Here is a 20,395-nt window from a genome sequence, read left to right on the forward strand (position 1 = left end):
ATCATTAAAGAGCTCCTGTAAACTTTAAATTGAAGAAAATTGATTTTTAAAGTATAATATACTTTTAATAAGCTGATTATAGGAGGAAGTATGAAAAAGGGTGTAAATAAAAGTAAACCAAAGGGAACTAAGTGGGATAAGGATAAGAAGGTAAAGAAGTCCAAGAGATTTGAAGAGGACAAGATGAGAAGAAGAAGGGCCGAGAACAAGAGAGCCAACGCTGAAGCGAGAAAGGAAAGAAAGGCTGAGCAGGCTATAATGGAGAAGGTAGCAGGAGCTAAGATGGTAGGTTTCAGAAGAGGAATGCTTCTTGTGGAGATCAATGGAGAGGTAGAAAAGAGAGCCCTGATCCACTCTAAGAAACTGGAGAAGAGGATACTTGAACTTAAGATAGGAGATATAGAGATCAAGCTATTTGGTAAGAATGTAAAGCTTCAGAATATAGAGGGATTTGAAGAGATGAAGGAACAGCTTATGTGGGAGCTAGAGGCTATTCTTTAAAGGGGGATCAGATGAAAAAGATTGTATTGAAGTGTCCTAAGTGCAGAAAGAAGATGAAGATATCGGATAAACCTGCAAAGTATAGGTGCCCCCACTGTAAGGAAGTATATAAATATACAAAACTTAAGCAGATGACTGGAAGGGTAACAAGGGTATTTACAGGAATAGGAACTACAACCAAGGACATAAAAAATGGTTTTGTTTACAAATATAATACAGCAAAAAATACCTATAAATACATGAAGAGTATGAAGCAGAATATGAAAAATAATCCAAATTGGTCCAACTACCACAAGGAACAGCAGGAGATGAAGGAGATGAACAAAGCCAATAAAGCTAAGACTGGTTTTAAAAGTTTCCTGAATAAATTTAAAAGAAAATAAAGAAAAGTTTTCTTTTGGAAAAAGGAAATATCTTGAAAGAATGTATACCTTCTTAAGTCTATAAAAACCTAAGGAGGAGATGTATGAAAAAGACTTTGCTGATTTTAATGTTCGTGGTATTATCAAGTTTATCTTTTGCAGCTCGTGGAGATAAAGGATCGGGAGAAGATTTCTACTCACTTTATAACTCAGCTTACAAAGCAGTGGAAACACCTGGAATGCATAAGAACGTTGGCTTAAAAGAGGGTCATGGAAAGATGGTAAAGGACATCATCAACAAGGGATGGTATGATATCAAGATGCTTGAGGTAGAAAAGTTAAAGCATGTATTTGCTATTGATAAGCTTCTTGTGGATGGTCCAGGAAACAAGGAAAAGATCGATGAGCACATTGCTGAGATCAGAAAGATAAAAGAAAAGATGGATAAAGTTTATGAAGATACTAAAAAAGAGTGTGAAAAGCATATGGACTTTTCAAAAATGAAATAAAATATGATATATAGATAAAAACTCCTGAATTTTTCAGGAGTTTTTTTATTGTTAAGAAAGGTTTACAACTATTAGATTGATTCCATTATAAAAAGCCTTTAAATAAAGCTAACAAGGGTAGAGCGTGACGCTCTTTTTTATTTTTTACAAAAAAATAAAGCCTTAACCCCTAAGATTTTGAGATAAGGTGGTTCCCAAGAAAAACTTAAGGGGCAAGACTTATGTGAGTCCATTCTATCAAATAGAATTATAAAAAGTAAGTGACTTTGTCCACCTAAATTAAAAAAATTGACATATATTTAATTCTTTAGTAAACTGTTTAGATATAAACTGTTTAGAAGTAAACAACTTAATGAGGTGAGAGCTATGATTGTAGGGGGATACCTGTCTGTAATATACAGGCAGAGACAAAATTTTATGAGGGAGAGACTTCAGAACCTGGATATAGGGGTGACGGATTACCCTATACTGCTTATACTAGGGCATCGTGAGGGGCTGGGGTGTAATGAGATATCCAAGAAATATTTTATAAATAAAAGCCTTGTTTCCAAGAGTATCTCAAAACTCATTACCCTGGGTTACCTGGAGCAGAGGAGAGACCCGGACCACAAGCAGCGTCTAAACACCTACCTTACCCCTAGAGGGAGGAAGGTTATTCCTGAGATAAGGAGTTATTCAAGGGAGTGGGAGGATGAGTTTATGGGGGGGATGACCCCTGAGGAAAGGGAAGTATTAAAAAAATTACTTAGCAAGATATATGAAAGGTCTCTGGACTACTTAGATTAGGAGATCTTTAATTTGGGAGGAAATATGAAGAATGAGCGATTGAAGGAGGAGAAGATATCCAAGCTTCTCTGGGAGTACTCCATACCAGCTGTAATGGGAACACTGGTATATATACTCTATAATATTGTAGACAGAATATTTATAAGTTTTGGAGTGGGGAGGCTTGCCATAGCAGGTCTGAGTATAACCCTGCCTATGTTTGCCTTTATCCTTGCAGTGGGACTCTTTGTAGGGGTAGGGGGAGGAGCCCTTATATCTATCAATTTAGGAGCAGGAAAACCCCAGGAAGCGGAAAGGATACTGGGAAATGCAGTGGCACTCTTCCTTGGAGTGGGGACAATTATGGCTGCAGGAGGAATGTTTTTCCTGGATGATATACTAAGGATGTTTGGGGCGACCCCTCAAAACCTTCCCTATGCCTACGACTATATGACGGTGATCCTCTATGCCCTTCCCTTTCAGCTTTGCTTTATTGGCCTCAACCATATAATCAGAGGTGAGGGAAACCCCAAGACAGCTATGAAGATGAGCATCATAGGGTGTGGGTTAAATATCATACTGGATCCTCTATTTATCTTTACCATGGATATGGGGATCACAGGAGCGGCCCTTGCCACAGTGCTCTCCAATGTAGTTGTAGCAGGGATGCAGCTCTACCACTTTATAGGAGGAAGGAACAGACGGATAGATCTGAAGCTAAAAAATATTCCTCTGGAGAGGGAGATAGTGAAGGGGATAGCCAATATCGGAATAGCTCCCTTCATAATGCAGATGTCCAACTCTGTGGTGGTTATATTTATAAATAAAAATCTGAATACCTATGGAGGAGATATCGCCATAGCAGCTTATGGGATCATCAACAGTATAAATGTCCTCTTCTATATGCCTATAGTGGGGATGTACCAGGGGAGTCAGCCTATCCTGGGGTTCAACTATGGAGCCAAGGTCTATCACAGGGTAAGAGAGGCCTACAAGCTCACCCTGAAGGTGGCCTTTGGAATCTCCCTTACAGCCTTTATCCTGGCTATGTTTGTCCCTGAGATACTTATAGCTCCCTTTATAAACGATGACGCTGAACTGTTCCAGCTCACTGCCAGATCACTCAGAATAGTCTTCAGTATGGTATTCTGTGTGGGGTTCCACCTTATCGGAGGAAGCTACTTCCAGGCTGTGGGAAGAGCAAAGGTTACCACCTTCTTAAATGTGGTGAGGCAGCTTATCCTTATGATCCCACTAATCTACATACTGCCAAAGTATTTTGGAGTAGACGGGGTATGGATGGCTGTCCCTGTAACGGACCTTATCCTCTCCATAATAACTCTATTCTTTGTGGTAAGGGAGTTCAAGAGGTTGAAGGAGATCTCGGTAGTTTCAGAGGTAGGTATTTAAAGAAGCCCCTATTAGGGGCTTCTTTTTTAGTGCAAGAGTATTAAAATAAGGGGAAAAACAAATAAAATAAAAAAACTTTGAAAAAAGTGTTGACGAGATTTAGCGATTGTGGTATTATTATTCTTGTCCGCGAGAGAGCGAGACAAAAACAAAGTAACGGAGCATAGCGCAGCCCGGTAGCGCACCTGCCTTGGGAGCAGGGGGTCGCAGGTTCAAATCCTGCTGTTCCGACCATTTATATTTTACATGTATGCGGGAATAGCTCAGTTGGTAGAGCGTCAGCCTTCCAAGCTGAATGTCGCGAGTTCGACCCTCGTTTCCCGCTCCATACATGAGCCTGTAGCTCAGCTGGATAGAGCAACGCCCTTCTAAGGCGTGGGTCAGGGGTTCGAATCCCTTCAGGCTCGCCATTTACAATTTAATATATGCGTGGTGAGTGTAGTTCAGTTGGTAGAGCGCTTGATTGTGGTTCAAGTTGTCGCGGGTTCAAATCCCGTCATTCACCCCAATATGCGTCACTAGCTCAGTTGGTAGAGCACTCGACTTTTAATCGAGTTGTCACAGGTTCGATCCCTGTGTGACGCACCACTCAAATGCGGGGGTGGCGGAATTGGCAGACGCGCTAGACTTAGGATCTAGTGTCTTTGACGTGGGAGTTCAAGTCTCCCCCTCCGCACCATTTGAAGATCAACAGTTCGAAAGAGCTGTTTTTTTATTTATCTATAAATTTTAAATATACTTAATTGTCTATAGGCTGGTTTAAAAGTGAGGATAGTTTCTCTGAGTTTTGAAGTTAACCACGATACCCTGCTGCTAATAGTATTGAACTTTTGAGAACCAGGAAGCTCCTGGTTTTTCTTTTGCATAAAATTAAGGGTAGTTTGTGTTATAATTATATAGTAGTTTTTTGTAAATAGGAGAAGGTATGAGAAATATAAAGATAGTTTACAGATATGACGGAAGTGACTTTTATGGTTTTCAAAGACAGCCCAATAAAAGAACGGTTCAGGGGGAGATAGAGAAAGCCCTCAAGGTGATCCTCAGGGAGGATATGAATATAATATCAGCTGGAAGAACGGACAGGGGGGTTCATGCCCTTATGCAGGTTTCCAACTTCCCGGTGTACTCCACTATCCCAGAGGACAGGCTTTTTAAGGCTCTTTCAAACCTACTTCCAAGGGACATAGATCTCATCTCTCTGGAGGAGGTGGATAAGGAGTTTCATTCAAGGTTTGGAGCTGTATCCAGAGCCTACAGGTACAGGATGAGCTGGAGGAAGGATGCCTTCAGAAGAAGATATATCTCCTATATAAACAAGGAGGTGGATCCTCAGAAGCTGGAGGAGATACTTCAGCCCCTTATAGGAAGGCATAACTTTGAAAACTTCAGACTGAGCGACTGCATAGTCCATAAGCCCATAAGGGAGATATGGGAGATAAGGTGCACTCCCATAGAGGACGGAGTAGAGGTGTATATCAGAGGAAACGCCTTCTTAAAATCTCAGATCAGGATAATAATAGGTACAGCTCTTGCTGAATACTTTGGAAAGGTGGAGCCTGGGCATATAGCAGAGAGGCTGGCCAACCCTGAAAAGGAGTACAGTAAGCTTATGGCAGAGGGAGCAGGCTTATACCTCTGTGATGTAGAGTATGAGGAGAGATAGTTTTGGAACTAGTAGAGGTTAGGTGGCAGGACAGGGATCTCATAGATGAGATAATCCACATAGAGATAGAGGCCTTTGGGGCAAACGGCGGAGTGGATGAGTGGATCCTCAAGCCTATGGTCAGGTATGGAAAGGTATTTGTGTTAAAGGATAGCAACAGGGTAGTTAGTATAGCCGAGTTTATTCAGAAGTTTGACTCGGAGGAGGTCTTTCTCTATGGTCTTTGTACCAGAAGGGAGAGCAGAGGCAGAGGTTATGCCAGTGAAATATTGAGAAGATCAGAGGAATTTTTTAGGAAGAGAAACATAGGTGAAATAGGACTTACAGTGGCTCCAGATAATGAAGCTGCTATAAACCTCTATAAAAACTTGGACTACGATGTGATAGAGCTTCAGAGGGACGAGTATGGCAGAGGGGTAGACAGATTATTTATGAAGAAAAAAATTAAATAATAAAAAGAAATAAAAAAAAAGTAAGTATAGCTATGTAGACCCTTAAAAAACCTTGTATTTCTTGACATTTCAGCAAAAAAGATATAAGATTAATAATGAAATGATTACAATCTGTTTGTTGAGGAGGAAATATGAAGTTAAAAGTAGAGGATATAGGAGCGTATCTAAAGAGTCACGATATAAAACCATCATTCCAGAGGATGAAGATATTTGAGTACTTAATTACTCACAGAAACCACCCTACAGTGGAGATGATCTACAAGTCGCTGGTGAAGGAGATACCGACGCTGTCGAAGACAACTGTTTACAACACTCTTAACTTATTTGTGGAGAAGAAGATTGCCATAGTAATAGTTATAGAGGAAAATGAAACAAGGTATGACGCAGATATGGAGATCCACGGACACTTTAAGTGTGAGGAGTGTTCAGCGGTATATGATATCGATGTAGAAGCAGAGAAGATACAGATCAAGAGTCTGGATAACTTCCAGATAAATGAGCACCACCTATATTTTAAGGGAATTTGTGAAAAGTGTTTAGAAAAGAAGTCTAAATAAATTACAGGGGGGAGCAAAAATGGAAAAAATGGCTATGTACAAGTGCGATACTTGCAAGGGAGTTGTAGAGGTAGTTACACCAGTTTGTGACGAAGCCTTAAAGGGGTTTAGCAGATTAGAGGAGAAGACTGAGGACGCAACAACTGAAAAGCATGTTCCATATATTGAGGAGCACGAGGACGGGTATGTTGTAAAGGTAGGTAAGGAAGTGGAGCATCCTATGACAGAGGAGCACTACATTCAGTTTATTGAGCTACTTATAGATGATAACAGACTTTACAGAGCTTACTTAAAGCCTGGAGATAAGCCTATGGCATGCTTTACAGTGTCTAAGGGGGAAAAGGTAGCTGCAAGAGAGTACTGCAATATCCACGGTCTGTGGAAGGATAGATAGAGGGAGGCAGCTATGAATAAAAGAGTAGAGGAAGTACTAAATGAGCAGATAAACAGGGAGTATCATTCGGCATATCTCTACCTGTCTATGTGTGCTTACTTTGAGGAGAAAAACTTGGGTGGTTTTTCAAACTTTATGAGGGTACAATATCAGGAAGAGGTAAGTCATGCCATGAAGTTCTTCGATCACATTATAGAGAGGGGCGGAAGAGTTACTCTTAAGCCTGTAGAGGGTGTAAAAACCGACTGGACCGATGTTATAGAGGTCTTTGAGGATACCCTTGCTCACGAAAAGTTTATAACTAAGTCTATAAACGGGTTACTGGATGTAGCCTATGAGGAGAAGGACTATGCTACTATAAACATGCTTCAGTGGTATGTGGCGGAGCAGGTGGAAGAGGAAGCCAATGTTTCCGGTATATTAGAGCAGCTGAAGATGATAGAGGGTAAGGGTGCTGGACTATTTATGCTGGACAGAGAGATGAAGAACAGAACATTTGTAGATTCAACGAAGGAATAAAATAACTTTTCATAAAGGAAAATAAAGGGGGAATAAGCATGGAAAAATGGGTATGTGTTGTATGTGGGTATGTATACGATCCTGAGGTAGGAGATCCAGATTCAGGTGTAGAGCCAGGAACAGCTTTTGAAGCTATTTCTGAGGACTGGGTATGCCCTCTGTGTGGAGTAGGTAAGGATCAGTTTGAAAAGATGTAATATTAAAAAGGTTCCCGAGCTTAGCTCGGGAATTTTTGTTTTTTGAAGGAAACTCTCTCACCAGACCTAATAAAAGATTAACTGAGAATGAGGAGGTAGTGCTATGAATAGAGACAGATTAAAGTTAGTTTCCTTATTCGTATTCTTCATTTTGACCATGTCTCTTCTGGTAAAGCTCTACAACAAGGAGAGGGAGTATATAAGGAAGGAGAGAGAGTATACCCAGCTTTTAAATGAGAGCAGACAGATGCTGCTGGAGTCGGACCTGGAAAAAAACAAGGTAAAGCAGGAGGCTCTCATAAATGAAGGTAATCTCAGAAGGAGGATACTGGAGCAGGAGGAGATAATCAAGGTTCAGACCGAGGAGCTAGAGGAGCTGGAGGAATTCAGAGACATACTGGATACGGTAAAAAAATTCAGCGGAAGAAATATGGGAGAGAGGGAGGAGAGGGTTACAGCCCTTTCCATCTACAGGGCGTCTAAGGAAACCAGGCTGGACTGGAAGGTGATCAGCGCCCTTATAATGACTGAGAGCAGCTACAGGGCCAATGTGGTATCTGTAGACCCATCCTACGGCCTTATGCAGTTAAAGCTTCCTACAGCCAACTATATGGCCCGTAAGGAGGGAGCTAAACAGATGAGCGCAAGGGAGCTACTGGATATACAAAACAACGTGGAGTATGGGAGCAAGTATCTTCTCAGCCAGGTCATAAAGTTTTCTTCATTGTCCGACGGGATCATGGCCTATAACTTCGGCCCCGGAAGGATGATGCAGCTTAAGAGGGGAAGCAAGAAGAAGATAGAGTCGGTGTATCTGAAAAAAGTAAAGAGATATCATAAAAAAATAGATAATTTTCTGGAGGAGCAGAGGATCAGTATGAATCTTGACTAGCATTAACGGGGGTTAGGGTGGTTAAGATAAAAATATTGAAAAAAAGTTCAGAAAAATATAATTTGTTGTTGACATTGTTTAAATTATGTAATATAATTATTCTTGTCTTGAGAGAAAGGACTAAAAAAATATCTCAAAAATATGTCGCGGGGTAGAGCAGTTGGCAGCTCGTCGGGCTCATAATCCGAAGGTCACAGGTTCGAGTCCTGTCCCCGCCACCAAATATGCCTAGATAGCTCAGTTGGCTAGAGCACTCGGTTCATACCCGAGCGGTCGAAGGTTCGAATCCTTTTCTAGGCACCATTGATATATTCCATGTAGTACTTAAGCCCCCCTTTTTTTAAGTCTATATGTTTTAGTCAAACTTGAGCGACCCACTCAAGAAATTCTTTTAAACCATGAATGACCTATTGAAAAGACTGAGTTACCCTGCTCAGTCTTTTCTATTTTTTTGTAAAAAATAAAAGAAGATATAAAATAGGGGATAAAAAGTGGTATAATTAATGGACTAATGACTATAAGGTGATGAAGATGAAACTATCAGTGGGGATAATAACCTATAACGAGGAAAGAAACCTGCCCAAGACTCTGGAAGCAGCTAAAAAGATTGCAGATGAGATAATAATAGTGGACAGCCACAGCACTGACAGAACTGTGGAAATAGCAGAGTTCCATGGAGCAAGGGTGTACCCTGAGGACTGGAAGGGATTTGGACCTCAGAAGAATTCAGTAATAGATAAGTGTCAGGGGGAGTGGATACTTCTTATAGATGCAGATGAGGAGCTTTCTCCTGAGTTAACAGATAAAATAAAGAGGATAACAGAGGGCGAGTCAAAGTACGACGTCTATGATATAAACAGGTGCTCAGTGTGCTTTGGAAAGGAACTGAAGCACGGGGGATGGAGCAACCAGTATGCTACAAGACTGTGGAGGAGAGGCCAGGTAAGGGTAAGCGACAGCCTTGTACACGAGGAGTTTGTAACGGAGTCTGAGAAGGGAAGGATAGGAGAGAAGATCTACCACTACTCCTACCTGACTATGCACGACTACTTTGAAAGGTTTAATAAGTATACAACCCTTGGTGCCCAGGAGTACTACAGAAGAGGGAAGAGGGTAAACTCCCTTCAGATAGTACTGAACCCAATCTTTAAGTTTATAAGGATGTATATTATAAGACTGGGATTCCTAGACGGGATAGAGGGATTCACCATAGCCAGCACCAGCGCTATGTACTCTATGATAAAGTACTTTAAGCTGAGAGAGATGTATAAAACAGATGCCTATAAGGGATAGTTCAGGGAGAGTTTAGATGGAGATTAAGAGGATAATAGTAGCGAGAACAGATAAGATAGGGGATCTTGTGCTTTCAATTCCCAGCTTTTTCATGCTCAGGAAGATGTATCCAGAGGCGGAGATAGTGGTGCTGGTAAGGAAGTACAACTATGAGATAGTAAAAAACCTTCCCTATGTGGACAGGGTTTTAAAGATAGACGATTACAGACAGAGGGAGCTGCTGGAGAAGATAAAGCACTTTAAAGCAGATGTGTTTATAGCTCTCTACAACGATACCTTTGTGGCTAAGCTGGCCAAGGCCAGCAGGGCAAAGTGGAGGGTTGGACCGTTATCCAAGATCAACTCATTCTTTACCTACAACAAGGGTGTATGGCAGAAAAGGTCCAAGTCTGTAAAGAATGAGGCAGATTACAACCTGGACCTCATAAGAAAGCTGGATCCAAAAACCTTTGAGGAAAGGTATGAGATAAATACAGAGATCTTCCTGGGAGAGGAGCACAAAAAAGCTGTAGGGATCTTCCTGGAGGAAAACAGTATAGAGGGGCAGATACTTGTGGTGAACCCATTTATGGGAGGGTCGGCTAAGAATATAACCGATGACCAGTATGTGGAGCTCCTTAAAAGAGTAAAGGAAGAGAAGCCCCAGTTAAATATAGTGATTGCATGCCACATCTCCGAGGAGGAGAGGGGTCAGAGGGTAGTAGACGGAATAGAGGATGAGAAAACCTACCTCTTTGCCAACGGGGGAGATCTCCTGAACCTGGCTGCCCTTATAGAGAGAGCAGATGTGTATTTTGGGGGATCTACAGGTCCTACCCATATTGCAGGCTCCCTTAAGAGAAAAATTGTGGCCCTCTACCCCAACAAGAAGACCCAGCATCCAACAAGGTGGGGAGTCTACGGCTGGGATGGTGTGGACTATGTGATACCAGATGAAGGGAATAGCTCCGAGGACTACTCCCACAAAGACTTTGACAGCTACAGTGAGGAGCATCGGAAGAAGCTGATAGATCTCATTGTAGGAAAGCTAGGAGGGTAAGAGATGAATGTACTTATAATACAGACAGCCTTTATAGGTGATGTGGTGCTCTCCACACCCTTAATCGAGAAGGTGAGGGATGCATACCCCGAGGGAAGGATAACCTATGTTACCACCCCCGTGGGAGCCAGCATACTGAGAAACAACCCCAACCTAGAGGAGATAATAGAGTATGATAAGAGGGGAGAGCACAAGGGGATAAGGGGTCTTATGGCCCTTGGAAAGAGGCTGAAGTACAAGAACTTTGACCTTGTTATATGCCCCCACAGATACCTGAGAAGCAGCCTCCTGGCATGGCTTACGGGCTGCAACAGAAGGCTTGGCTACGATAATGCAGCAGGGAAGTTTCTCTTCACTGAGAAGATCCACTACGATAAGGATAAGCACGAGGTGGAGAAGCTCCTTTCCTTTGTAAAGGGAAATGAGAGCAAGAGATATGAGATAAAGCTCTATCCCGGTCGCAAGGAGAGGGAGAGCATTGAGAAGATCTGGAGGGACAGAAATATAGAGGGGAAAAAGGTAGTTACCATAGCTCCGGGAAGCAAATGGTTTACCAAGAAATGGCCGGTGGAATACTTCAATGATCTCATTGAGAGGCTCGGTAAAAGAGATGACATCGTCATGGTCTTCATTGGCGGGAACGACGAGCTTTTCCTCAATATAAAGGAGACGAAAAACACTGTAAACCTTATTGGGGAAACAAACCTTCTGGAGGTGGCGGAGATAGCCAGAAGAAGTGATATAGTTCTGACAAACGATTCCTCACCTATCCACATAGCTTCAGCCTGGCCTGAAACTCATATTGTGGCAATATTCGGAGCCACAGTTAAGGAGCTGGGATTCTTCCCATGGTCCCTTAACAGCCAGGTTATAGAAAACAAGGGACTTCCATGCAGACCATGTGGTCTTCATGGAGGAAAGAAGTGTCCTAAGGGCCACTTCAAGTGCATGCTTGACCTGAAGCCAGAGATGGTGATGGAAAAAATAGAGAAAAAACTTAATGAAATAAAAAGATAGTAAAAAGCCCCTAGAAGTAGGGGCTTTTATTATGAGGTTATAGAATTTTTATTGAGTTTAGATAAAGTTTCAAAAAAGCTATTAGATGCATTTTTGAGGTATATAGATCATGGTTCATCTTCTTTATTCTTTTTAAGAATACTCTAAATTCTTTTTAACTTATATAAATTGTGTAAAATGAGTTATTTCGCATAAACCGTCTTCATGTTTTTTTAAAACGCTGTTTAAAGCTTTTTTGATACTGTTCTCGTGCAATAAAGCTTCGAATAAAATCATCTCTAACGCATAAGAAGTTATAAAATCAACATCTTCTGAAAAACCAGTTATAGCCTTAGCTCCAGTAAGTTCGGTAAATTCATTTAGCTTTTTATTTGTAGTTTTCAGAATACTACAGGAATCAAAATGTACAAGATTATTTTTAAACAAATCTTCATCGATCTCTTCACATATTTCAGCTAATTCTTTTAGAGATAATTCAACTTCAGTCTTCCCACTACCAAGAGTTATTTTGCCAGTTTTACCATGCCCACAAAAGACTATAACATTGAAATCATTTTTAGGCTGACTTAGTTTTTTGAACTTACTTAAGCAATATTTAAGCTCCTCTTTTGTATTAGCAGTTCTATATATGTACTCAAAGTCTGGATAAACGCTTTTAATACACTCCAATAAAGGTAAAATTGATGTTTCTTTTTTGACGCTCTCTTCCCAGTCCGACTCAATACAAAAAAGTTTCTTCATAACTCACTCCTTAATGTTTTTCGATATTTATTGTTAATATTAGTTGCAACTTTTTTAATATTTAAAACTTTAAAAGAACAGACAAAATAGATATTTTTAAGTCTTTTTAAATTTTTTATAATTTATCGTTCAAAAGTTTTTTTCTACTAAAGATAAAGAACTTTTTGATTTTTCACCGAACTTTCAAGTCGCAGAGCTTTTACAGGAAAGCACCTGCACTGAGCCGTCCAACAGAATAAGTTCCGCAGGGAACCGAGGACTGTAGCTCATAAAGGTGGTAAAAGAAATATATACCAATCAGACGTTTGAAAGTTCTTGAACTTTTGGTTACTTTTCTTTCAAGAGAAAAGTAACGACCACTATTAATGGTATCCCTTATACTGTACCTTTTCAAAATACAAAATATAAAAGATTCCCCTAATTGAAAAATACTCTTAAAAGTGATAAAATTAAAAATACTGTAGTAATGAAACGATAGTCAGAAACTCTTTAGTATATGAGAGGTCTGGGGTGAATATGAAGAAGAAAAACGATGGAAATATAAGGCTCTACTACTCTGATGACAGATACCTTTCTCTGGCAGAGGATATCCTTGCAGGTAATCTGGATATTATCAAGGTCCTTAAGGACGACAACAGAAGCAGGGTCCTCCTTGTAAACTATCAGGGAGAGAAGCTGGTAGTTAAGGAGCCCAAGGAGAAGAACAGAAGAAGGTGGCAGAGGTTTCTTTCTATCTTCAGGGGAAGCTCCAGCTACCTGGAGATGAAAAACTGCAACAAGATAATAGAGGACGGTTTTCTGGGAGCAAGGGGTATCCTTGCTGTGGAAGTAACCAATAAATTATGGGTTGAGGACTCCTACTTTGTATCCAGCTATATAGATGGAAGAGAGGGGAGTATAGAGCACCTGGAGGAGATAGGCCGGGAGCTAAAGAAGATCCATAAAAGGGGATACCTTCACGGGGACTCCCAGCTTGTAAACTTTATGGTGGGAGAGGGTGGAAGGATCTACCTCATAGACTGTAAGCTCTCTAAAAATATATACGGCACCTTTGGGAGCAGATATGAGTTTATCTACCTAGAGGAGAGCTGTCCTGGGGAGATAGATATCTTCCCCAAGGATGATATCTACTATAGAGGGGCAAAGATGCTGAACAGCTACCTTCACTGGTATGGAAGAACCAAGAAGAGGCTTAGGGGCAAGAAGTAATTTAACAACAATAAAGGAAAAGGGAGAAGGAAATTGAGGATATTAGTGATCAGGCTGAGTTCTATAGGTGATGTGGTGCTGACTACACCTGTATTAAAGGAATTTAAAAAGAAATATCCCCATTCAATTGTAGATTTCGTGGTTCTGGATAAATTTAAGGATTCCATAGAGGGGTCTCCTTATATAGATAACCTTATACTTTTTGACAAGAAAAGATATAAGGGGCTTAAGGGAATAAGGGAGTTTGTTTCTACAATTAAGGAAAATAAATACGACTATGTCTTTGATCTACACTCGAAGCTAAGGTCCGTGGGGATCTGCTTCTTTTTAGGGGCAAAGACCTATAGATATAAGAAGAGGGCTCTGTGGAAAACTCTTCTTGTGAAGATGAAGCTTATCAGGTACAGGGCAGATGATACCATTGTAAAAAATTACTTTGGAGCCTTTGAGAAGATGGGAATCTCCTATCAGGGGGAGGACCTGGATTTTACCTTTGGTAGCAGCGACCTTGCCAAGGTAGAGGAGTATAACAACTTTGTAGCAATGGCACCGGGAGCCTCCAAGGAAACCAAGAAGTGGACGGTAGAAGGCTTTGGTAACCTTGCCAAGCTGATCCATGAAAAGTATGGAAAGGATATAGTTCTTGTCGGGGGAGCTGGAGACAGGGAAAAATGTATTGAGATAAATGAGGTGAGCGGAGGAATCTGTACAGATCTTTCGGGAGAGCTCTCTCTAAAAGAGAGCGGAGCACTGCTGTCCAAGGCAGACTACCTGGTAACCAATGATTCAGGACCATTTCACATCTCCAGGGGTGTAAAGACAAAGGCCTTTGTAATATTTGGCCCAACAGATCCGGGGATGTTTGAATATGATGAGTATGGAACCCTTATCTACAGGGATGAGCCCTGCTCACCATGCAGCCTTCACGGAGATAAGAAGTGTCCCAAGGGTCACTTTAACTGCATGAAGAAGCTGAAAGCAGAGGATGTACTGGAGATAATAGAGAAGGAGATAGGCTAGAAGCCCATCTCTTTTTTTGATTTTAACGGGGAAATGGTGTAGAGTGTTGGAAATAAAGAATAGAAATTATCGATTGGGGGATTTTTATGTTTGGTGAGGGAGCACAAGGAAAAAAGATGCTTGTGGAGGTGGTAATCTTCTATAGGAATATGATGAGATTTATGGAAGCTAACAAGTGTTTAGAACCAGAGATCACAGTTACTGAATTATTTTTTATACTTTACTTAGAGAGCAGAGAGGGAATCACCTACTATCAGCTGTCCAGGGAGCTACCCTATGATTCCAAACTTATATCCAGAAGTGTTAGAAACCTTGAGGAAAAGGGGATTATTGAGAGAAAGAAGGACGGAAGGAAAAAGAATATTCAATTAACATACCTTGGAACTAAGTATATTGAGAATAGCTACGGAGGAAGGGATAACTTCTTAAAGGTTTTAGAGGAGAAGGGGTTATCTAGGGAGGAACTATTTTCCTTTTTTATGACCATGGGGAAGTTTTCCAGGATACTGGAGTCAGAGGTTAAGGATATAGAAGGTTTATTTGAACCTCCTTTTAGCGGGAAAATTAAAGATGTTTAGTATAGAAAAACTATGAAAAATCAAAAATAACGTTTTAAGTGCTGAAAAACCCAAGGGATATACAAAAATAAATTCCCCAGATCACCTCTAGGGTCCTTAGAGGAATAGGAAGGTATTTGCTATAATTAGAGTGTAAATAGTTCAAAGAGTTGAAAGGCATAGATCAATATAGTAAAATCATAGTGAAGAAACCATAAGGGGGTTAAGAATGGCAAGAGTAAAAAAAGAAGCAAATGATAAAGAAAAAGCACTTGAACTTGCAATGAAGCAGATACAAAAAGATTTTGGTGAGGGATCTATAATGAAGCTTGGAAGCAACCTTCATATGAATATAGAGACGATCTCCACTGGAAGTGTGAACCTGGACCTGGCACTGGGACTTGGAGGAGTACCAAGAGGAAGGATAGTAGAGGTATATGGAGCAGAGAGTTCTGGTAAAACGACGATAGCCCTTCATATAGTTGCAGAGGCGCAGAAGGCCGGAGGAGTTGCTGCATTTATAGATGCTGAGCACGCACTGGATCCTGCTTACGCCAAGGCACTGGGAGTAGATACAGATGAACTTCTTATCTCTCAGCCAGATAACGGAGAGCAGGCTCTTGAGATAGCTGATATGCTGGTAAGATCTGGAGCGGTGGACGTAATTATCGTTGACTCGGTAGCGGCATTGGTACCAAAGGTAGAGATAGAGGGAGAGATGGCAGACCAGCAGATGGGTCTTCAGGCAAGACTGATGTCTAAGGCTCTGAGAAAGCTGACAGCTACCCTGAATAAATCCAAAACAACTATGGTATTCATCAACCAGATAAGAGAGAAGATCGGTGGATTCGGATTCGGTCCTCAGACAACAACAACTGGAGGAAGAGCCCTTAAGTTCTACTCATCGGTAAGACTGGAAGTAAAGAGAATAGGAAGTGTTAAGCAGGGAGACAGTGTAATAGGTAACGAAACTGCTGTAAAGGTAACCAAGAATAAGATTGCCCCTCCATTTAAGGAAGCTAAGTTCCAGATTATGTATGGTAAGGGAATATCCAGAGTGGGAGAGATCCTGGATATTGCCATAGCCAACGATATAGTGTCCAAGTCGGGAGCATGGTTCAGCTTTGGAGATATAAGACTTGGACAGGGTAAGGAGAATGTAAAGACAAGACTTGAAACTGAAACAGATCTACTGGAGCAGGTGGAGCTGCAGGTAAATAAGGTGCTATTCCCAGAAGCAGAAGAAACTCAGGAAGTGACAGTTGAAGATACTCAAGGTAGCGAGGAATAAACTCTATCTTGAGAGTAATCTAGAGGAGCAGGAGATAGTAGATGTAAGTCCAGAGATAATATCTGAGATGGATCTAAACAGGAAAAAGGAGCTTAGCAGAGAAGAGTATAGGAGAGTAATCTACCTGGCTTCTCTTGCTAAGTCTATTTTTTTACTCTCAAGAAGAGATTACAGCAGAAAAGAGATGCTTGGGAAGCTGAGGATGAAGTTCCGGGAGTACGGGATAGTGGAAGAGGTAGTGGAAAAGCTGGTGGACAGGGGATATATAAATGACCTGGATTACGCAAGGGCCCTCATAGAGAGGAGTAGGGAAAGCAGGAGAAAGCTGGAGTACCAGTTGTCTATGAAGGGAATAGGCAGAGAGGTTATAGCTGAAGCCTTTGGAGAAGCTGACCACGATGAGAGGGATGAGCTGAGAAAACAGCTGAAAAAGGTGGCCAAAAGGGAGAAGGATAAGCAGATAGCCTATCTCATGAGAAAGGGCTTCAGATACGAGGATATAAGGGAAGTAATGAGGGAAATAGAGGAGTAGGGTTTACAAAGATGTAAAAAGGTGTTAAAATTACAGGTGTAATATTACTTGAGGAGAGTGATAGAGGTGCTAGGATTAATTTTAATAAGCTTAACAGGCCTGATGTGGTTTGTAGTAATGACGATAGTATATATACCTGTAATATGTCTCATGGGTGAGCAGAAGGGAAGTATGCTGGCCAGAAAGGAACTGAAGAGGTTTTCCAGGATGCTTTTGGGAGCTACCTTTGCCAAGGTAGAGGTTATCTATGAGGATGAGGAAGCTATTAAAGCTTTGGACAAAAGCAGCGGAATAGTTGTGGTTTCAAACCACCAGAGTAATCTGGACCCCCCTCTTATAAATGGTTACTTTCCCATGGACTTAGGATTTGTAGCCAAGAAGGAGATGGCAAGCTGGCCCTTCTACGGAATATGGATGAGAAAATCCCACTGTATCTTCCTAGACAGGAGCAATCCCAGAGAGGGGATAAAGAGTATAAAGAAAGCAGTAAAGATAATCAAGTCTGGTTATCCAACGGCAATATTCCCAGAGGGAGCAAGGAGTCTTACAGAGGAGATGGGAGACTTTAAGAAGGGAAGCTTCAGGCTGGCAACGGATACCAATGGTATAATTGTACCTGTAACGGTAAAGGGTACCTACGATATTCAGAGAAGGGGAAGTATCTGGATGAAGATGGGAAGAAAGGTTAAACTCATCATAGACAAGCCCATAGATGTAAAGGAATCCAGTATGGAAGAGAGGAAGATGCTGGATATCAAGGTAAAAAAAATAATAGAGGAAAACTATAGGAGATATTAATTCTCCTATTTTTTTATGAGAGAAATTTGTGATATAAAAAACTTGACTGAACATGTAAAAAAACTTGCTTCACTTTGTTAAAGATGTTAAACTTTTTGTAAAGTGTAATTGTTACAAAATAAAAACAAAAACACCGTTTTCCGAAAAGTGTGGTGTGAAATACAATTAAACAACAAAATGTACTTTTAGGGTACACAAAATATTGAAAAAAACTTTTTATTTTTATGAAAAACAACGGATTTTAGAGGAAAAATATAAAATACTAGTGAAAAAATTATAATAATGTTTGACACAGTTTCAATTTCATGTTATATTCACGGTATAAAAGTGTTAAATCATACTAAACTAAACTATCAATTATATACTTCGATTAATCAGGAGGTAACGAGACATGCTAAAGCAATGGGCAGGATTTACTGGTGATCTTTGGAAGAAAGAGATCAACGTAAGAGACTTTATTCAAAACAACTATACTCCATATGAGGGAGACGACACATTCCTAGCAGATGCGACAGACGCAACTAAAAAGCTATGGGATAAGTTAACTGTGATGTTCAAGGAAGAGCAAGAGAGAGGTGTACATGATGTAGAAACTAAAACTCCATCAGCACTAGACGCTTACGGACCTGGATACATCGAGAAGGATCTTGAGAAGATCGTTGGTGTACAGACTGACGCTCCTCTAAAGAGAGGAATCTTCCCAAGAGGTGGACTAAGAATGGTTCAATCTTCTCTTGAGGCGTACGGATACGAGATTGATCCAGTAACTGCTGAGATCTTCTCTAAGTACAGAAAGACTCACAACGAGGGAGTATTCGCAGCTTATACAGATGAGGTAAAAGCAGCAAGAAGATGTGGAATCGTAACTGGTCTTCCAGATGCATACGGTAGAGGAAGAATCATCGGAGACTACAGAAGAGTAGCTCTTTACGGAACAGACAAGCTTATCGCAGACAAGATGGCTCAGCACAAGCAACTTGATGTTCCTGAGATCACAGAAGATATCATCAGAAACAGAGAAGAGATCATGGAGCAGATCTCAGCTATCAAGGCATTCACTAAGATGTGTGCTTCATACGGAGTAGACATCACTAAGCCAGCTGAGACAGCACAGGAAGCAGTTCAGGCTGTATACTTCGGATACCTTGGAGCAATCAAGGACCAGGATGGAGCAGCAATGTCACTTGGTAGAACAGCTACTTTCCTAGACATCTACATCCAGAGAGATCTAGAGGCAGGAAACATCACTGAGCAAGAAGCTCAGGAGCTAATCGACCACTTCATCATGAAGCTTAGAATCGTAAGATTCCTAAGAACACCTGCATACAACGACCTATTCTCTGGAGATCCTACTTGGACAACAGAAGTACTAGGAGGAGAGGGTGTAGACGGAAGAACTCTTGTATCAAAGACTTCATTCAGATACCTAAACACTCTATACAACCTAGGACCTGCACCAGAGCCTAACATGACAGTACTATGGTCAACTCACTCTCCAGCTAACTGGAAGGACTTCTGTGCTAAGGTATCAATCGATACATCTGCAGTACAGTATGAGAATGACGACCTAATGAGACCTCAGTTCGGAGACGACTACGCTATCGCTTGTTGCGTATCTCCAATGAAAGTTGGTAAGGGAATGCAGTTCTTCGGAGCTAGAGTAAACCTACCTAAGGCTCTACTATTTGCTATAAACGGTGGTAAGGACGAGAAGTCTGGAGCTCAAGTAGCACCTCACTTTGCACCTATCACATCTGAGTACCTTGACTTTAACGAAGTTGTAGAGAGATACGACGAAGTTCTTAAGTGGCTTGCAGGAGTATACACAAACGCTCTTAAAGTAATCCACTACATGCACGACAAGTACAACTACGAGGCATTCCAGATGGCTCTACACGATCTTGAGATCGAGAGAACTCAGGCTCACGGAATCGCAGGAATCTCAATCGTAGCTGACTCACTAGCTGCAATCAAGAACGCTAAGGTAAAGGTAGTTAGAAACGAAGAGGGACTTGCAGTTGACTTTGAAATCGAGGGAGACTACGAGGCATTCGGAAACAACAACGAAGAAACTGACGCATTCGCAGTTGAGTACACTGAGAAGTTCATGAACATGATCAAGCAGCACCAGATGTACAGAGGAGGAAGACCTACTCAGTCACTTCTTACAATTACTTCAAACGTAGTATATGGTAAGAAAACTGGAGCTACTCCAGACGGAAGACCTGCTGGAGCACCATTCGCACCAGGAGCTAACCCAATGAACGGAAGAGATACTAAAGGAGCTATCGCAGCACTATCTTCAGTAGCTAAGCTTCCATTCCAGCATGCAAATGACGGAATCTCTTATACATTCGCAATTACTCCAGCTGCATTAGGAAAGGAAAAGGCTGACAGACAAGCTAACCTTGTAAACCTAATGGACGGATACTTTACTCCAGAGGGTGGACAGCACCTAAACGTAAACGTATTCGACAAGTCACTTCTTGAGGATGCAATGGCACACCCTGAGAAGTACCCTCAGCTTACAATCAGAGTATCTGGTTATGCAGTAAACTTCACGAAGCTTACTAAAGAGCAGCAGCTAGATGTAATCTCTAGAACAATCAACTCAAGAATGTAATTTTACATAATATAAAAGAATAGGGGAAATCCATCTGGATTTCCCTTATTTGTT

At 41.1% G+C, this 20,395-nt stretch carries 23 protein-coding genes and 8 tRNA genes; 30 read left to right on the top strand and 1 reads right to left on the bottom strand.

Translation table 11 applies throughout. The features are described 5' to 3' along the window. Window positions 1–90: 90 nt before the first annotated feature. The 23 genes from QMG11_RS14895 to QMG11_RS15005 all read left to right on the top strand — a co-directional run bounded on the left by QMG11_RS14895 (window position 91) and on the right by QMG11_RS15005 (window position 11,570). Window positions 91–501: a hypothetical protein gene (locus QMG11_RS14895; protein WP_281837057.1), complete on the top strand. Its 411-nt coding sequence runs from the start codon at window positions 91–93 to the stop codon at window positions 499–501. A gap of 11 nt (window positions 502–512) precedes the next feature. Beyond that, window positions 513–884, top strand: coding sequence for a hypothetical protein (locus QMG11_RS14900; protein WP_281837059.1), 372 nt, complete (start codon window positions 513–515; stop codon window positions 882–884). Between the two features lie 83 nt (window positions 885–967). Beyond that, complete coding sequence (locus QMG11_RS14905; protein WP_281837061.1) at window positions 968–1,372, top strand: hypothetical protein; 405 nt, start codon at window positions 968–970, stop codon at window positions 1,370–1,372. Window positions 1,373–1,738: 366 nt separating this feature from the next. After that, entirely contained in the window at window positions 1,739–2,158 is a 420-nt protein-coding gene (locus QMG11_RS14910; RefSeq protein WP_281837063.1) for a MarR family winged helix-turn-helix transcriptional regulator, read from the top strand. Window positions 2,159–2,182: 24 nt separating this feature from the next. After that, a complete protein-coding gene (locus tag QMG11_RS14915; protein ID WP_281837065.1) occupies window positions 2,183–3,547 on the top strand; it encodes an MATE family efflux transporter in 1,365 nt (454 codons plus the stop codon). A 157-nt stretch (window positions 3,548–3,704) separates the two neighbouring features. Continuing rightward, a tRNA-Pro gene (locus tag QMG11_RS14920) sits at window positions 3,705–3,781 on the top strand. 18 nt (window positions 3,782–3,799) lie between these two features. Next, window positions 3,800–3,875 (top strand) — tRNA-Gly (locus QMG11_RS14925). A 5-nt stretch (window positions 3,876–3,880) separates the two neighbouring features. Beyond that, window positions 3,881–3,957, top strand: a tRNA-Arg gene (locus QMG11_RS14930). A gap of 22 nt (window positions 3,958–3,979) precedes the next feature. Beyond that, window positions 3,980–4,055 (top strand) — tRNA-His (locus QMG11_RS14935). Window positions 4,056–4,059: 4 nt separating this feature from the next. Next, window positions 4,060–4,135 (top strand) — tRNA-Lys (locus QMG11_RS14940). Window positions 4,136–4,142: 7 nt separating this feature from the next. Next, window positions 4,143–4,226: transfer RNA gene (locus QMG11_RS14945), tRNA-Leu, on the top strand. A 246-nt stretch (window positions 4,227–4,472) separates the two neighbouring features. Further along, window positions 4,473–5,210 carry a tRNA pseudouridine(38-40) synthase TruA gene (truA, locus tag QMG11_RS14950; RefSeq protein WP_281837066.1) on the top strand — a complete coding sequence of 246 codons (738 nt, stop codon included), beginning with the start codon at window positions 4,473–4,475 and terminating at the stop codon, window positions 5,208–5,210. A 2-nt stretch (window positions 5,211–5,212) separates the two neighbouring features. After that, complete coding sequence (locus QMG11_RS14955) at window positions 5,213–5,662, top strand: GNAT family N-acetyltransferase (protein ID WP_281837068.1); 450 nt, start codon at window positions 5,213–5,215, stop codon at window positions 5,660–5,662. A 131-nt stretch (window positions 5,663–5,793) separates the two neighbouring features. Continuing rightward, window positions 5,794–6,219: a Fur family transcriptional regulator gene (locus tag QMG11_RS14960; protein WP_281837070.1), complete on the top strand. Its 426-nt coding sequence runs from the start codon at window positions 5,794–5,796 to the stop codon at window positions 6,217–6,219. Between the two features lie 19 nt (window positions 6,220–6,238). After that, entirely contained in the window at window positions 6,239–6,613 is a 375-nt protein-coding gene (locus QMG11_RS14965) for a desulfoferrodoxin family protein (protein ID WP_281837072.1), read from the top strand. A 12-nt stretch (window positions 6,614–6,625) separates the two neighbouring features. Next, the gene (locus QMG11_RS14970) at window positions 6,626–7,132 is read left to right on the top strand and encodes a ferritin (RefSeq protein WP_281837074.1); all 507 of its coding nucleotides are present in this window, start codon (window positions 6,626–6,628) and stop codon (window positions 7,130–7,132) included. Between the two features lie 38 nt (window positions 7,133–7,170). Further along, the gene (gene rd / locus QMG11_RS14975) at window positions 7,171–7,329 is read left to right on the top strand and encodes a rubredoxin (RefSeq protein WP_281837075.1); all 159 of its coding nucleotides are present in this window, start codon (window positions 7,171–7,173) and stop codon (window positions 7,327–7,329) included. A 103-nt stretch (window positions 7,330–7,432) separates the two neighbouring features. After that, the gene (locus QMG11_RS14980) at window positions 7,433–8,221 is read left to right on the top strand and encodes a lytic transglycosylase domain-containing protein (protein WP_281837076.1); all 789 of its coding nucleotides are present in this window, start codon (window positions 7,433–7,435) and stop codon (window positions 8,219–8,221) included. 145 nt (window positions 8,222–8,366) lie between these two features. Next, window positions 8,367–8,442, top strand: a tRNA-Met gene (locus QMG11_RS14985). A 5-nt stretch (window positions 8,443–8,447) separates the two neighbouring features. Further along, a tRNA-Met gene (locus QMG11_RS14990) sits at window positions 8,448–8,524 on the top strand. A gap of 228 nt (window positions 8,525–8,752) precedes the next feature. Further along, window positions 8,753–9,514, top strand: a complete 762-nt coding sequence (locus tag QMG11_RS14995; protein WP_281837077.1) for a glycosyltransferase family 2 protein — start codon at window positions 8,753–8,755, stop codon at window positions 9,512–9,514. Between the two features lie 16 nt (window positions 9,515–9,530). Continuing rightward, entirely contained in the window at window positions 9,531–10,553 is a 1,023-nt protein-coding gene (locus QMG11_RS15000; protein WP_281837078.1) for a glycosyltransferase family 9 protein, read from the top strand. Window positions 10,554–10,556: 3 nt separating this feature from the next. Continuing rightward, complete coding sequence (locus tag QMG11_RS15005; RefSeq protein WP_281837080.1) at window positions 10,557–11,570, top strand: glycosyltransferase family 9 protein; 1,014 nt, start codon at window positions 10,557–10,559, stop codon at window positions 11,568–11,570. 159 nt (window positions 11,571–11,729) lie between these two features. Here QMG11_RS15005 and QMG11_RS15010 read toward each other — a convergent pair whose 3' ends face one another. Next, complete coding sequence (locus QMG11_RS15010) at window positions 11,730–12,311, bottom strand: DUF6642 family protein (protein ID WP_281837081.1); 582 nt, start codon at window positions 12,309–12,311, stop codon at window positions 11,730–11,732. A gap of 516 nt (window positions 12,312–12,827) precedes the next feature. Here QMG11_RS15010 and QMG11_RS15015 point away from each other — a divergent pair. The 7 genes from QMG11_RS15015 to pflB all read left to right on the top strand — a co-directional run bounded on the left by QMG11_RS15015 (window position 12,828) and on the right by pflB (window position 20,341). Beyond that, complete coding sequence (locus tag QMG11_RS15015) at window positions 12,828–13,520, top strand: lipopolysaccharide core heptose(II) kinase RfaY (protein WP_281837083.1); 693 nt, start codon at window positions 12,828–12,830, stop codon at window positions 13,518–13,520. Window positions 13,521–13,553: 33 nt separating this feature from the next. Next, a complete protein-coding gene (locus QMG11_RS15020; RefSeq protein ID WP_281837084.1) occupies window positions 13,554–14,540 on the top strand; it encodes a glycosyltransferase family 9 protein in 987 nt (328 codons plus the stop codon). A gap of 86 nt (window positions 14,541–14,626) precedes the next feature. Further along, window positions 14,627–15,118 carry a MarR family winged helix-turn-helix transcriptional regulator gene (locus QMG11_RS15025; RefSeq protein ID WP_281837085.1) on the top strand — a complete coding sequence of 164 codons (492 nt, stop codon included), beginning with the start codon at window positions 14,627–14,629 and terminating at the stop codon, window positions 15,116–15,118. Between the two features lie 208 nt (window positions 15,119–15,326). Then, on the top strand, window positions 15,327–16,388 hold the full coding sequence (gene recA, locus QMG11_RS15030; protein WP_281837086.1) for a recombinase RecA: 1,062 nt from the start codon (window positions 15,327–15,329) through the stop codon (window positions 16,386–16,388). Next, the gene (locus QMG11_RS15035; RefSeq protein WP_281837087.1) at window positions 16,360–16,920 is read left to right on the top strand and encodes a regulatory protein RecX; all 561 of its coding nucleotides are present in this window, start codon (window positions 16,360–16,362) and stop codon (window positions 16,918–16,920) included. The genes recA and QMG11_RS15035 overlap by 29 nt, the downstream gene beginning before the upstream one ends. A gap of 66 nt (window positions 16,921–16,986) precedes the next feature. After that, window positions 16,987–17,718: a lysophospholipid acyltransferase family protein gene (locus QMG11_RS15040; protein ID WP_281837089.1), complete on the top strand. Its 732-nt coding sequence runs from the start codon at window positions 16,987–16,989 to the stop codon at window positions 17,716–17,718. A gap of 391 nt (window positions 17,719–18,109) precedes the next feature. Then, window positions 18,110–20,341, top strand: coding sequence for a formate C-acetyltransferase (gene pflB, locus QMG11_RS15045; RefSeq protein ID WP_281837090.1), 2,232 nt, complete (start codon window positions 18,110–18,112; stop codon window positions 20,339–20,341). Window positions 20,342–20,395 lie beyond the last annotated feature (54 nt).

Source organism: Propionigenium maris DSM 9537 (genome assembly GCF_027925155.1).
Lineage (GTDB): Bacteria > Fusobacteriota > Fusobacteriia > Fusobacteriales > Fusobacteriaceae > Propionigenium > Propionigenium maris.

Bases quoted from the DNA above. Each gene is read 5' to 3' on its own strand.
- QMG11_RS14895 (WP_281837057.1), top strand. From the start codon at position 91: ATGAAAAAGGGTGTAAATAAAAGTAAACCAAAGGGAACTAAGTGGGAT.
- QMG11_RS14900 (WP_281837059.1), top strand. From the start codon at position 513: ATGAAAAAGATTGTATTGAAGTGTCCTAAGTGCAGAAAGAAGATGAAG.
- QMG11_RS14905 (WP_281837061.1), top strand. From the start codon at position 968: ATGAAAAAGACTTTGCTGATTTTAATGTTCGTGGTATTATCAAGTTTA.
- QMG11_RS14910 (WP_281837063.1), top strand. From the start codon at position 1,739: ATGATTGTAGGGGGATACCTGTCTGTAATATACAGGCAGAGACAAAAT.
- QMG11_RS14915 (WP_281837065.1), top strand. From the start codon at position 2,183: ATGAAGAATGAGCGATTGAAGGAGGAGAAGATATCCAAGCTTCTCTGG.
- truA (WP_281837066.1), top strand. From the start codon at position 4,473: ATGAGAAATATAAAGATAGTTTACAGATATGACGGAAGTGACTTTTAT.
- QMG11_RS14960 (WP_281837070.1), top strand. From the start codon at position 5,794: ATGAAGTTAAAAGTAGAGGATATAGGAGCGTATCTAAAGAGTCACGAT.
- QMG11_RS14965 (WP_281837072.1), top strand. From the start codon at position 6,239: ATGGAAAAAATGGCTATGTACAAGTGCGATACTTGCAAGGGAGTTGTA.
- QMG11_RS14970 (WP_281837074.1), top strand. From the start codon at position 6,626: ATGAATAAAAGAGTAGAGGAAGTACTAAATGAGCAGATAAACAGGGAG.
- rd (WP_281837075.1), top strand. From the start codon at position 7,171: ATGGAAAAATGGGTATGTGTTGTATGTGGGTATGTATACGATCCTGAG.
- QMG11_RS14980 (WP_281837076.1), top strand. From the start codon at position 7,433: ATGAATAGAGACAGATTAAAGTTAGTTTCCTTATTCGTATTCTTCATT.
- QMG11_RS14995 (WP_281837077.1), top strand. From the start codon at position 8,753: ATGAAACTATCAGTGGGGATAATAACCTATAACGAGGAAAGAAACCTG.
- QMG11_RS15000 (WP_281837078.1), top strand. From the start codon at position 9,531: ATGGAGATTAAGAGGATAATAGTAGCGAGAACAGATAAGATAGGGGAT.
- QMG11_RS15005 (WP_281837080.1), top strand. From the start codon at position 10,557: ATGAATGTACTTATAATACAGACAGCCTTTATAGGTGATGTGGTGCTC.
- QMG11_RS15010 (WP_281837081.1), bottom strand. From the start codon at position 12,311: ATGAAGAAACTTTTTTGTATTGAGTCGGACTGGGAAGAGAGCGTCAAA.
- QMG11_RS15015 (WP_281837083.1), top strand. From the start codon at position 12,828: ATGAAGAAGAAAAACGATGGAAATATAAGGCTCTACTACTCTGATGAC.
- QMG11_RS15025 (WP_281837085.1), top strand. From the start codon at position 14,627: ATGTTTGGTGAGGGAGCACAAGGAAAAAAGATGCTTGTGGAGGTGGTA.
- recA (WP_281837086.1), top strand. From the start codon at position 15,327: ATGGCAAGAGTAAAAAAAGAAGCAAATGATAAAGAAAAAGCACTTGAA.
- pflB (WP_281837090.1), top strand. From the start codon at position 18,110: ATGCTAAAGCAATGGGCAGGATTTACTGGTGATCTTTGGAAGAAAGAG.